Source organism: Pseudomonas sp. 58(2021), from assembly GCF_017491585.1.
Lineage (GTDB): Bacteria > Pseudomonadota > Gammaproteobacteria > Pseudomonadales > Pseudomonadaceae > Aquipseudomonas > Aquipseudomonas fluorescens_BT.
Map to the genome: position 1 here is coordinate 87,337 of NZ_JAFGYZ010000023.1, position 13,102 is coordinate 100,438.

Genomic DNA, 13,102 nt, shown 5'->3' on the forward strand with positions numbered 1-13,102 from the left:
TGAAGGTAGCGAAGCGGGGCTGGGCGACACTACACTCGGTCATTCTTTGATACACGGAGGTTTTGTCATGCGGCGCGTGGTGTTCAATCAGAAAGGTGGCGTGGGCAAATCCAGCATCGCCTGCAATCTGGCGGCGGTCAGCGCCAGCGAGGGCTATCGCACGCTGTTGGTGGACCTCGATGCCCAGGCCAACTCCACTCAGTACCTGACCGGGCTCACCGGTAATGACATTCCGATGGGCATTGCCGACTTCTTCAAGCAGACCCTGTCTTCCGGGCCGTTCTCGAAAAAGAATCAGGCGGATATCTACGAAACGCCGTTCGACAACCTGCACATCATCACCGCCACGGCGGAGCTGGCCGACTTGCAGCCCAAGCTCGAGGCCAAACACAAGATCAACAAGCTGCGGAAGCTGCTCGACGAGCTGTCGGAAGATTACGACCGGATCTATCTGGATACGCCGCCGGCGCTGAACTTTTATGCGGTTTCGGCGCTGATTGCTGCGGATCGGGTACTGATTCCCTTTGACTGCGACAGCTTCTCGCGTCAGGCCCTGTACGGTCTGATCGCCGAGATCGACGAGTTGAAGGAGGACCACAACGAAGGCCTTGAGGTCGAAGGCATCGTGGTCAACCAGTTCCAGGCCCGAGCCAGCCTGCCGCAGCAGATCCTCGACGAACTGATCGCCGAGGGCCTGCCGGTGCTGCCGGTCTACCTCGCCAGTTCAGTGCGCATGCGCGAATCGCATCAGGCCAGCATGCCGCTGATCCACCTCGATCCACGGCACAAGCTGACGCAACAGTTCGTCGAGCTGCACAACCTGCTCGAAGACGCCTGAATAAACCCATGTGAGAGCAAGCTCTCACATGGGTTGGTGGTGTGTCAGATGCCTTGGCTGCGCAACCACGCCATCAGTTGCGGCAATGGAAACGCGCCGCTCTGCCGCGCCACCTCACGGCCGTTTTTGAACAGGATCAAGCTCGGAATCGAGCGAATCCCCAATTGCGCCGACAACTGCTGATTGGCCTCGCTGTCGAGCTTGGCCAGCCGGCACTTGCCTGCCAATTGCCCAGCGGCCTGCTCGAACACCGGCGCAAACGACTTGCACGGCCCGCACCAGTCCGCCCACACGTCTACCAGTAACGGCAGATCGCCCTTGATCTGGCTGGCGTAATCGCCTTGCTTGAGTTCGAACGGCTTGTTCAACAGCACCTCTGACTTGCAGCGCCCGCATTTTGGGTGGTCGCTGAGGCGTTCGGCGGGAATGCGGTTGAGGCCGTTGCAGGAGGGGCAGGGGATGAGGAGTGGGTCGGTCATGATCAGCTCAATGAATAAAACGGGATCGTACGACTGATCTGGAGCCGTACGGATCGATTATCAAGGTTCAGTCGTTCCCGCTTACGACGAGCAACTGATCTCCAGATGCTTGCCCCACTCCGGCGGCCGTTCCGCATAGCTTTCCATTCCAGGCTGTTCCTCGAATGGATTGCTCAGCACCGCGTGCAACCGGCGCACTTCTGAATAGTCACCCTGCTCGGCAGCATCAATCGCCTTTTGCGCCAGGTAATTGCGCAGGATGTACAGCGGGTTCACCGCATGCATCCGCGCCCGGCGCTGTTCCTGATCGGTCGCGCCATCGCGCGCGACACGGGCGACATAACGCTCGCCCCAGGCATCGAAACCTTTGATATCGACGAAGTCATCGCGCAACTGGGCGACGGCCTGTCCGGCTGACTCTTCGCCCAGACGACGGAAGAACAAGGTGTAGTCGACGCCACTGTTCTGCATCAGTTGCAGCAGTTGCTCCAGCAATTGCTGGTCCTCGTCCTCTGCCGTTGTGAAGCCGAAGCGGCGGCGCATCAGGTCGAGGTAATGGGCCTGGAACAGCGGCAGATACAGACCGAGGGTTTCGCGCAGGGCTTCGACGCTGATGAACGGCGTCAGGGCCTGGGCCAGGGCGCTGAGGTTCCACTGACCGACCGGCACCTGATTGCTGAACGAGTAGCGGCCCTGATCGTCGGAGTGGTTGCAGATGAAGTTCGCGTCGAAGTCATCGAGGAAGGCGAACGGGCCGAAGTCGAAGGTGATGCCGAGGATCGACATGTTGTCGGTGTTCATCACCCCGTGGCAGAAACCGTAGGCCTGCCACTTGGCGATCAGTTCGGCGTTGCGCTCGACGATTTCGCGGAACATCGCCAGATACGGCTCCGGCTGCTCCAGGCACCCTGGGAAGTGCATCGCCAGCACATGCTCGCCGAGCAGCTTCTGCTGCTCGGGACGCTTGGTGTAATAGAAATATTCGAAATGTCCGAAGCGAACGTGGCTCGGCGCCAGGCGCAGCACCATCGCGGCACGTTCCTGTTTTTCGCGCCACACCGGGGTGTCGGAGCCGATCACGCACGCGGCGCGTGAAGACGGGATGTTCAGCGCATACAGCGCTTCGGATGCGAGAAACTCGCGAATCGACGAACGTAGCACCGCGCGGCCATCACCCATGCGCGAGAACGGTGTCTGTCCGGCGCCCTTCAGGTGCAAGTCCCAGTGCTCGCCGGCCTCGTTATAGACCTCGCCCAGCAACAACCCGCGACCATCGCCCAGTTGCGGGGTGTAGCCGCCGAACTGATGCCCGGAATAGACCATCGCCCGCGGCTCGGCATCGGCCCACAACTTGTGGCCGCCGAACAGTTCCGCGAATTCCTGGGTGTCGGCCGTCGTCGGTTCCAGATCCAGCAGCGCCAACGCCGCAGGACTGGCGACAACCAGTCGCGGGTTGTCGATCGGTTCGGGCAGCACATGGGCCGAGAACGCGTCGCCCAGGCGAGCGAAGCGGTTGTCGAAGGTCAGTTCGTCGAGGGCTTTCAAGGGCCGGCTCCAGCAGAATGTCCGAGCATTCTGCTGGGAATGACCGGGTTAGTCGAGTTTGGCGGGCGGCGGCTCTTGCAGCGGTTTTTGCTCGCCGTTGACGGGCACGATGGTTTTGCTGTCGTCTTCGATCGGCACCAGTTTGTACTCCTGGCCGTGAAGGTTCTTCAGGTACACCTCCATCTGCCGGAACGAGATGTTGATGTGCTGTTTCTTGAACTCGCGGTTGATGAAGCGGTTGACCTCGTCGATCACCGGGTTGCGGTCACCGAGGTCGCGCACGTGCATGCGCAGCTCGTGGTCGAGGGTGCTCTCGCCGAAATTGAGGAAGTACACGTGCGGCTCGGGTTCTTTCAGCACGCGCGGGTTTTCCCGGGCGGCCTTGAGCAGCAGTTCCTTGACCAGATCCAGATCCGAACCGTAATCCACGCCCAGTTTCAGCGTGACCCGGGTGATGGTGTCGGTCAGCGACCAGTTGATCAGTTGACCGGTGATGAACGTTTTGTTCGGAACAATGATGTCCTTGCGGTCGAAGTCGGTGATGGTCGTGGCGCGGATGCGGATCTTGCTCACCGTGCCCGACAGGTTGCCGATGGTGATGGTGTCGCCGATCCGAACCGGGCGTTCGAACAGGATCATGATGCCGGAGATGAAGTTCGCGAAGATCTCCTGCATGCCGAAGCCGAGACCCACCGACAGCGCCGCCACCAGCCATTGCAACTTGTCCCAGCTCACACCGAGTGTCGACAGGGTCGAGACGAAACCGACCCCGGCGATCACGTAGGACAGCAACGTGGTCGTCGCGTAGGCGCTGCCCTGGGCCAGATTGAGTTTCGACAGCACGAACACTTCGAGCAGACCTGGCAGGTTGCGTGCCAGGGCGAAGGTGATGCCGATGATGATCAACGCGCCGAGCATGTCGCCGATGCTGATCGGCACCATGCTCATGTTGGCGCCGGTGCCGCTGGTGTATTCGTAGAGGGTGATGTTGTCGAGGTACGAGAACACCGAGATCAGGTCCGACCAGACCCAGTAAAGCGCCGCGATGAAGCCGCCGAGCAGTGCCAGACGGATCAGGCGCAGGGACTGTTCGTTGACCTTTTCGATGTCCAGGGTCGGTTCTTCGATCACCGCCTCGCCGTCGCCGGCCTCTTTCGCTGCCTGACGTTTGGCCAGGGCGCGTTGGTAGGCCAGACGTCGAGCCGCAACGGCCAGGCCACGAACGAAAGTGGCTTCGATCACCAGCCAGAACATCAGCAGGTACAGCGTGTTGATCAAGCGGTCGCTGAGTTTCAGCGCGGTGTAGTAGTAACCGAAGCACACCGCGACGAACAGGGCGATGGGCAGCAGCGTGAACATGATCCCCACGGCCTTGCGGAACAGCGAGGCGTTTTCGTGAGTCGGGCTGCTGATCAGCAGGCGACTGAGCAGCCATGCCATCAGGGCGTAGCAGGTCAGCACCACCGGCATGCCCAGCACGTCATCGGCCAGTGCCGCCGGTTGCAGCTCGGCAACCGCCACCACCGCCACGAGGGCCATGACCACCAGGCCGAGGCGACGCACCCAGCCCTGGAGGAATTCGACCTGCGGTTTCTCCCAGCGGAAGTGCAATTCGGCCACGCCACCCGGCGCAAGGATCCGGTAAGCGGTGTAGAACACCAGCCACGCCTGGCCCATTTGCAGCAGGGCGGCGCCCATGTTGGCGTTCTGACCCCGGGCGTCGATCTGCAGCGCCAGCCCGCACAGCGCCAGCCCCAGCGCCACCGGCATCGCCAGCAGGATGTTGATCAGGATCGCCTGCGGCGTGTGCCACTGGCTGTCGCGCTTGAAGTGGCCGATGTCCTGGTGAACCTTGTTCAGGCGTGCATACAGCTGCTTGCGACGCCACAGCAAGGCACCGATCAGCAGCGCCAGTGGCAGGAACAGCAACGGGCGCTGGGTCAGGCCGTCGGTCAGTTCGCTGAAGCTCGACGCCATGGGCAGCGTGTCGATCTGGCGCTTGAGGCGTTCTGGCACACCGCGTATCCACTCGGCGTCCAGCGGCTTGTTGCTGGGAATCCAGAACATCTGTTCATCGAGGGTTGCGCGCAGGCTTTGCGCGGTGCTCAGCAGTTGCTTCTGGTTCAGTTGCAGGGTGATCGATTCGTTGAGGACCGCGCTCAGCTCGCGGTTCAGGCGCTCGAGCAGGTCGGCGCGAGTGTTGGCCAGCTCCAGCAGGCTCTTGCGCAGTTGTGGCGTGACCTGCTCCGGCGGCTGGGTGGACAGCAGGTTGTCGACGTAGGCCGCCGGGTTGCTCAGCAGTTCCCGTTGCTGGCTGACTTCGAACTGATACAGGCGAATATCGGCGATCTGGTCCGCCAGGTCACGGTCGACCTTGAGACGCGGCAGCGACTGTTTCTGTTTATAGAGAATCTTCGACAGCAGCAGGCTGCCCTTGAGCACGTTGATCTGTTCGTCGAGGGCCGAGTCGCTCTGGGTCACGCTGTCCAGTTGCTGCTTGGTCTGCAGGTTCTGCTGAGTGACTTCGTTGAGGCGGTCGGTGCTTTTGAGCAGGTAGTCCGAGAGTTTGAGGTTGGCCGCACTTTCGGTGGCCAGCAGGCTGCTGCCGCCGGCCTTTTGCGCTTCGATGGACTGCTGGGTGACGGTCTCCTGAGACTGGGCCAGGCGCTTCTGGTTGATCAGGGTTTGCAGTTCCTGAATCTCATGGTCCAGGCGATCGGATTTTTCCGTGAGCAGGTCATGCTGGCTGTTGCCCAGATCCTGCAACTGGTTGTTGCCGGCCAGTTCCTGGCGACGCAAAGGGATCAGTGCATTGAGCGCTGCCAGCTCGGCGTTGAGCAGGTCGCGTTGTTCGGCGCTCAGGGTCTTGCCGCTGTCCTTGCCGGTCTTGAGGATGCTGTTGATCTGCTGGATGCGCGTCTGGCTGGTGGAAATTTCGGCCTGGGCACGCTCCGGGCGGGTCTGGGCAGTGATGATCAGACTGTTGGCGTCCGCCAGCGCTTTTTGCAGGTCGCTTTGCTGGGTCGAGCGCTCGGTGAGCATCTGTTCCAGCTGCTGGATGTTTTCCTTGGTAAAACGCTGCGCCACCGGCACCGCAGGGGTGGCTTTGAGTCGCGTCAGTTCACGTGTGTTCTCGATGGTCTGCTTCGGCGCGGTGGCCAGTTGTTGCTTGAGATCGACCAGTTTCTGCTCGTAGTCACGCTTGTTGTTGAGCTGGTTCAGCGTGTTTTGCAGGATCGTCTGCAGGGTCTTTTTATCGGCCTCGGGCAGTTTGCTGTCGGCGATCTTGTCCAGATTGGCCTGTACGGCGTCGCTGGACGGCGGTTCGGCGGCCTGCAGTGGGCCGACAGTGAGACTCAGGCCCAGCAGGGCCGCGACGAAAAAGGAGCGCAGGGTAGGCATAGAGACCGGTCAAGCAAGTGAGAGTGGACGCAGTTTAGAGGAAGAGCCCGGGGCCCGGGCGACTTCCTTCGGGGAATCTGACGCCCACTTTGGCGATCTTGTTCCCGTCCATGACCGCAACCGTCCAGTGGGTGTTGTTCCACTCCACCTGGTCGCCAACGATCGGCGCACCGCCGACTTTCTGGGCGATGAAGTGGCCCAGAGTCATGTCCGGATCGATGCCTTCGGCCGACAGGCCGTAAAGGGCGGCAACCGCTTTGAGCTGGGCGTCTCCTTCGAGCACGAAGTCGCCGAAGAAGCGCAGATCGAGGCCGCGCTGCGGCGCCTGGCTGAAGAGCTTTCCGAGGGCCGGAAGGTTGTGTTCATGGCCGATAACACACAGCAAATCATCGACTTCCAGCACCGTACTACCCGACGGATGGAGCAGTTGCTGACCACGAAACAGGGCCGCGATACGCGTGCCTTCGGGCATTTTCAGCTCGCGCAGGGGCGAACCGATGCACCATTTCTCCGCACCGAGCTTGTAAACGAACAGCTCCCACTCACTGGTGATGTGCACTTCCAGGGCCGAGCGGGAGATCGGCGCCGGCTCCGGCGGCACCGTCACCTTGAGCAGTCTGGCCACCCACGGCAGACTCGTGCCCTGCACCAGCAGCGACACCAGCACGATGAAGAACGCGAGGTTGAAGTACAGCTGCGCATTCGGCAGCCCGGCCATCAACGGGAACACCGCCAGAATGATCGGTACCGCGCCACGCAGGCCGACCCAGGAAATGAAGGCCTTCTCGCGACCATGGAAAGCCTTGAACGGCAGCAGCCCGACCACCACCGACAGCGGCCGCGCGAACAGAATCATCCACAGCGCCAGACCCAGAGCAGGCAAGGCGATCGGCAGCAGGTCATGCGGAGTGACCAGCAACCCCAGCACCAGGAACATACCGATCTGCGCCAGCCACGCCATGCCGTCGAGCATGTGCAGGATGCCGTGGCGACTGCGCACCGGCCGGTTGCCGATCACCAGACCACACAAGTAGACGGCAAGGAAACCGCTGCCGTGCAGGGCGTTGGTCAGGGCGAACACCACCAGACCGCCGGCGATTACCAGGATCGGATAAAGGCCGGTGGCGAGGTTGATCCGGTTGACCAGTTGCAGCATCAGCCAGCCGCCGCCGAGGCCGATCACGCCACCGATGCCGAACTCGCGGATCAGGTGGGTCAGCAGGCTCCAGTGCAGGCCGGTCTGGCCGCTGGCGAGCATGTCGATCAAGGTCACGGTGAGGAACACCGCCATCGGGTCGTTGCTGCCGGATTCGATTTCCAGGCTGGCGGTTACCCGTTCGTTCAGGCCCTTGCCGCCGAGCAGCGAGAACACCGCCGCGGCGTCCGTGGAGCCGACGATGGCGCCGATCAGCAGGCCTTGAATCAGGTTGAGGTCGAACAGCCAGGCGGCGGCCATGCCGGTGAGGCCGGTGGTGATAAGGACGCCCACCGTGGCCAGCGACAAGGCCGGCCACAGGGCCACGCGGAAACTGGACACCCGGGTGCGCAAGCCGCCGTCGAGCAGGATCACCGCCAGCGCGAGGTTGCCGACCAGATAGGCCGTCGGGTAGTTATCGAAAATGATGCCGCCACCATCGACCCCGGCAGTCATGCCGACTGCGAGGATGATCACCAGAATCGGGATGCCGAGACGCGACGAAAGGGAACTGACAAGAATGCTTGCACCTACCAGCAACGCGCCGATCAAGAACAGGCTGTTGATGGTCGTCGCATTCAAAGGCAGTACTCCAGAAGCGGAAAGACGGGCACAAACTGACCATGCAGTCTGCGTGCCAGCGATTCTAACCTGTTGAAATGTGATGCTGTCAAAAAGGTTTTTGCGGCGGAGTCATTAGCGGTTGTGCCTGGCTTCAGACCGCTGCCCTCACCCTAACCCTCTCCCGGAGGGAGAGGGGACTGACCGAGTGGCTCTCTCGAGTTACATCGACCTGAAATAGCGAGTCGAACTCAGGTCTTGAAACGCACGAAGATCTGCTCCCTTTCCCCCTCGCCACCTTTAGGGGGAGAGGGCTGGGGTGAGGGGGTAGCTTTTGATCTTGATCTCAAAATTACAGGCTGAACCGCCCAACCATATTGTTCAGATCCAGCGCCAGGCGCGACAGCTCGTTGCTCGCCGCACTGGTCTGATTCGCGCCGGTCGCCGATTGCACCGACAGATCGCGGATGTTCACCAGGTTGCGGTCCACTTCCCGCGCCACCTGTGCCTGCTCTTCGGCGGCGCTGGCGATCACCAGGTTGCGCTCGTTGATCTCGACGATGGCGGTGTTGATGGTGTCCAGCGACAGACCGGCGCCACGGGCGATGTTCAATGTCGACTCGGCACGCTCGGTGCTGTTGCGCATTGAGTCCACGGCGTGTTCGGTGCCGCTCTGAATGCTGCCGATCATGCGTTCGATTTCGCTGGTCGACTGCTGGGTGCGGTGCGCCAAGGCACGGACTTCGTCGGCCACCACGGCAAAACCACGGCCGGCTTCACCGGCGCGGGCCGCTTCAATTGCAGCGTTGAGGGCCAGCAGGTTGGTCTGGTCAGCCAGGCCGCGAATCACGTCCAGCACTTTGCCGATGTCGCGGGATTCGTTGGCCAGATCGCCGATCAGGGTCGCGGTGCTCTGCACGTCGGCGCTCATGCGTTCGATGGCGCTGACGGTTTCCTGCACCAGATCGCGACCGTCGCCGGCGGAGGTGGTGGCGTTCTTCGAGGCTTCCGAGGTGCTGACTGCGTTACGCGCAACTTCTTCCACGGCGCTGGTCATCTCGTTGACCGCGGTGGCGGCCTGTTCGATTTCGTTGTTCTGCTGGGTCAGGCCACGGGCGCTTTCGTCGGTGACGCTGTTCAGCTCTTCAGCGGCGGAGGCCAGTTGGGTGGCCGAGCCGGAAATCCGCTGCAGAGTGTCGCGCAGCTTCGATTGCATCTTGGCCATGGCCGCCAGCAGGCGACCGGCTTCGTCGGTGCCGTCGACGTGGATCGGCTGGGTCAGGTTGCCTTCGGCGATGGTTTCCGCCGCGTCCAGTGCCTTGGCGATCGGCTTGGTGATGCTGGCGGTCAGCAACCAAGCGAACAGGAAGGTCAGGCCGGTGGCGATCACCAGCAGGGTTACCACCAGATTGAAGGCCGAGGAATACTGGTCGGCGGCCTGCTGGTTGGTTTCGCTGATCTGCTGGCCGTTGATCTGCATCAAGCGGTTGAGCACGGTGTTCATCGCTTCGGAGTTGTCGAGCAGCTGGGTGTTCAGCAGGTTGCGCAGCTCATCGAACTGATTGTTGCGCGACAGGGTTTTCATCCGGTCTTCGATCTGGCGGTACTGGCCCAGCAACTGCACGTATTGGTCGTAGGCCGCACGCTCTTCGGGGCTGCCGATCAGCGGCTCGTAATCGGTCTGGGCCTTGCGGATCTGCTGGTTGCGCATCTCCAGCAGCTCGATGGTTTTCTGCTGGACGTCCGGCTCGCGGTTCACCAGCAAACGGTACGACAGCACCCGCAGGCGCAGAGTCAGCTGGGTGAATTCGTCGAGATTTTTGATGCTTGGCACGCTGCTGGAGGAAATGTCCTCGGCGGCGCCGCGTATTTTGCTCATCTGGTTCAGGGCGAACACGCCGAGAATCAGCATCAGGCCGCCGATCAGGGCGAAGCCGGTGAACGCCCGGGGGGCGATATTCATATTGCGAAGGGACATGGGGGCGTATACCAGGAAGGGCCGCATCCATGCGGGCTGAGACTGCTGTTGGATGACTTATCGGTCATACGACTAAAGTCTTGAGGCGGTGCGCGTATTTGTCGCATGAGAGGGCGGGCGACGAAGTGCAGGAACCAGATCGGCAGATCACAGTCTCTAAGACTCGCAAGAACGGTCGAGCCGCCAGGAAAATCAAGGCCTTGCGCCGGTTTAACCCTGGCGTCAACGACGACTTTTCTTTATCGTACGCGCCCTTTGAAAAAGCCCTGGAAGATCAAAATGTTGGAAGCATCCCTCAGCCAATTGGAACAGCTCGTCAGCGACCTGGTGCAACAGAACCAGACCCTGTCGGAAACCAACCAGACCCTGTCCATGGAACTGGCCCAGGCCAAGGATGAAAACGAAAGCCTGCAACTGAGCCTGATGGAACAGGAAGAAAAGCACGGCGCCACTGCCGCGCGCATCCAGGCCCTGGTTGATCGCGTCAACGCAGGTCCTGTCAGCGCATGAACCACGGTACAGCAGGGGTAAAAGTCATCTCCATCATGGGGGAGGACTATTCGATCAAGGCACCGGCCGGGGAAGAACAGACCCTGCTGGACGCCGCATTGATGCTCAAGGCCGCACTGGCCGACACCAAGAAGAAATACCCGACCCTGATCGGCGACCGCCTGCTGGTGCTGGCGGTGATGAATCTGTGCTCGCAGCAGATTGAAATGAAGAAGCAGCATCAGGAAGAACTCGAGCGTTACCAAGAGCAAGTCAGCGCCACGGTCGAGACCATCGCCAAGACCATCAATCAGGGTTGATGGTTGCGCACAACCAAAGAATAAGATTGTCGATTGCGCTGTATACAATCGGCACGGCTGTTGCAGTGTTTCAGCCTCTTATTCTTTGGGGGTGCTCCATGCAGTTCTGGCGTCGCAGTATTCAATGGCAGTTGATCCTCGGCATGGGCACCGCCCTGCTGGCCAGCATTCTGATCGTGGTTGGCATTTATACCCTGGTGGTCAACCGCCTCGCCCAGAGCTATCTGGTCGAACAGGCGCTGCCGTCGAGCATCGAAGCGACGCGCAACGACATCGAACGAATCCTCGTTCAACCTCTCACCGCCGCCAAGGACATCGCCAGCAACACCATGGTCCGCGACTGGCTGGCCAATGGTGAGGACTCCACCAAAACGGCGGGCTTCGCGCAGTATCTGGAAGGCATCCGCGCCGAACACAAGGCGTTTACCGCGCTGATCATCGGCACCGAATCCAATCACTACATCACCGAAAAAGGCCTGGATCGGACCCTCAGTCGCGACAAACCGGCCGATGCGTGGTTTTACTCGTTTCTCGACAGCAATCAGCCACGAACCCTGAACATCGACAACGACGGGGCCACCGGAGAGTTGGCGCTGTTCATTGATTTGAAGGTGGAGCAGGCCGGCAAAGTGGTCGGTGTCGCGGGGCTCGGGCTGAGCATGAAAGAGCTGTCCGAGCTGATTCACAACTTCAGCTTCGGCGAGCGCGGGAAGGTCTATCTCGTACGTTCCGACGGATTGATCCAGGTCCATCCCGAGGCGCAGTTCAGCGGTAAGCGCACCCTCACGGAGCAGATTGGCGCCAGCGCTGCACAAGCGGTCATGGGCCATAAGGTGGCGACCAACAGCAGCTTCCAGCGCGACGGCGAAGATTTCCTCGCCTTCAGCCTGCCTTTGCGCGACCTCGGCTGGACCCTGGTGGCCGAAGTGCCACAGTCGCAGATCTACGCCGAAGCTCGCCGGGCGATGTGGATGAGCAGCGGCATTGGTCTGGCGGTGGCGCTGGTTTGCCTGGCGCTGGTGATCTGGCTGGCCCAAGGGTTGGTAAGGCCGATTCGTCAGGTAACAGCTGCACTGGTAGCAATCGGTAGCGGTGGTGGAGATTTGACTCACCGGTTAGATTCCAGCCGCGCCGATGAACTGGGCGACCTCGCTCGGGGCTTCAACCGTTTCCTCGACAGCCAGCGCGGGATGATCGGCGAAGTGCTGACCACCAGCGAGCGACTGCGCGTTGCCGTCGGTCAGGTGGCCAGGGTTGTGGATAACACCGCCGAACGCTCCGGCCGGCAGCAGGAAATGACCGACATGGTCGCCACCGCCGTCCACGAAATGGGCCTGACCGTGCAGGAAATCGCCCAGAACGCCGGCAATGCCGCACTTGCCTCGCAAACCGCACGCGATGAGGCGATGCAGGCTCGGGAAGTGGTCGGCGGCTCGATTCGCCATATAGAAAGCATGTCCGATGAAATCGGCGTTGCCGCTGGCGCGGTGGGTGAGCTGGCGCATCAGGTGGCGTCGATCGATCAAGTGCTGGCGGTGATTCGCGGGGTGTCCGAGCAGACCAACCTGTTGGCGTTGAACGCGGCGATTGAAGCGGCGCGGGCCGGGGACATGGGGCGTGGTTTTGCGGTGGTGGCCGATGAAGTGCGCACCTTGGCGCGCCGCACCCAGGCTTCAACCGACGAGATCCAGCAGATGATCGGCAGCCTCAAGCAGGGCGCGGAGAATGCGGTGTCTTCGATGCGCACCGGGCAGGCCGCGACGGGGACTGGGGTTGAGTCGAGCCAGCGTACCGGGGCCTCTTTGACTGCGATTACCGGGCAGGTCGAGCGCATCAGTGACATGAACCACCAGGTGGCGACGGCGACAGAGGAGCAGTCGGCGGTGACCGAGGAGATCAACCGCAACGTGCAGGGGATTTCCGATCTGGCCCGGGCGACGGCGGGGGAGGTTCGGGCTTGTCGTGAGGATTGTCAGATGCTGCAGCGGTTGGCGGATGACCTGGCGCGGCAGATGGGTGGGTTCAAGTTGGTTTGAGTGCCAAGAGCCAAAGAGCCCCTCACCCTAGCCCTCTCCCTGTATGTACCGGAGACATGGTGAACACATGTTCGGAGACATGGTGGACGGTTTTTAGATCCTCTTACCTGCCGTAACAATCTGCAAGTTCATGTCGATTCGGGCGATACGATGTCTACTCCAGTAGACATCGTGGATGCCATCCTCCGCTGTTTCCCTGATCGCTATCGACAGCCCGTGAAATGCTTTTCCGATTGAGTATTCACGGTTCCTCCAGTAA

9 protein-coding genes are annotated in these 13,102 nt (G+C 61.2%); 4 read left to right on the plus strand and 5 right to left on the minus strand.

The features are described from left to right. Positions 1–67 precede the first annotated feature (67 nt). Positions 68–838 carry a ParA family protein gene (locus tag J5M72_RS23525; protein ID WP_169428537.1) on the plus strand — a complete coding sequence of 257 codons (771 nt, stop codon included), beginning with the start codon at positions 68–70 and terminating at the stop codon, positions 836–838. A gap of 44 nt (positions 839–882) precedes the next feature. Here J5M72_RS23525 and trxC read toward each other — a convergent pair whose 3' ends face one another. From trxC to J5M72_RS23550, 5 genes are all read right to left on the minus strand, one after another. Continuing rightward, on the minus strand, positions 883–1,317 hold the full coding sequence (gene trxC / locus J5M72_RS23530; RefSeq protein WP_169428538.1) for a thioredoxin TrxC: 435 nt from the start codon (positions 1,315–1,317) through the stop codon (positions 883–885). Positions 1,318–1,398: 81 nt separating this feature from the next. Continuing rightward, positions 1,399–2,862, minus strand: coding sequence for a protein adenylyltransferase SelO (gene selO, locus J5M72_RS23535; RefSeq protein WP_207867246.1), 1,464 nt, complete (start codon positions 2,860–2,862; stop codon positions 1,399–1,401). 48 nt (positions 2,863–2,910) lie between these two features. After that, entirely contained in the window at positions 2,911–6,264 is a 3,354-nt protein-coding gene (gene mscK, locus J5M72_RS23540; protein ID WP_207867247.1) for a mechanosensitive channel MscK, read from the minus strand. 34 nt (positions 6,265–6,298) lie between these two features. After that, positions 6,299–8,041 carry a potassium/proton antiporter gene (locus tag J5M72_RS23545; RefSeq protein WP_085711091.1) on the minus strand — a complete coding sequence of 581 codons (1,743 nt, stop codon included), beginning with the start codon at positions 8,039–8,041 and terminating at the stop codon, positions 6,299–6,301. Positions 8,042–8,372: 331 nt separating this feature from the next. Next, positions 8,373–9,998, minus strand: coding sequence for a methyl-accepting chemotaxis protein (locus J5M72_RS23550; RefSeq protein WP_169428541.1), 1,626 nt, complete (start codon positions 9,996–9,998; stop codon positions 8,373–8,375). A gap of 279 nt (positions 9,999–10,277) precedes the next feature. Here J5M72_RS23550 and zapB point away from each other — a divergent pair, with 279 nt between their 5' ends. The 3 genes from zapB (at position 10,278) to J5M72_RS23565 (ending at position 12,843) form a co-directional block, all read left to right on the plus strand. Next, complete coding sequence (zapB, locus tag J5M72_RS23555; protein WP_207867248.1) at positions 10,278–10,508, plus strand: cell division protein ZapB; 231 nt, start codon at positions 10,278–10,280, stop codon at positions 10,506–10,508. Continuing rightward, positions 10,505–10,807, plus strand: a complete 303-nt coding sequence (locus J5M72_RS23560) for a cell division protein ZapA (protein ID WP_207867249.1) — start codon at positions 10,505–10,507, stop codon at positions 10,805–10,807. The genes zapB and J5M72_RS23560 overlap by 4 nt, the downstream gene beginning before the upstream one ends. A gap of 98 nt (positions 10,808–10,905) precedes the next feature. Further along, a complete protein-coding gene (locus tag J5M72_RS23565; protein ID WP_207867250.1) occupies positions 10,906–12,843 on the plus strand; it encodes a methyl-accepting chemotaxis protein in 1,938 nt (645 codons plus the stop codon). The last annotated feature ends 259 nt before the right edge of the window (positions 12,844–13,102 follow it).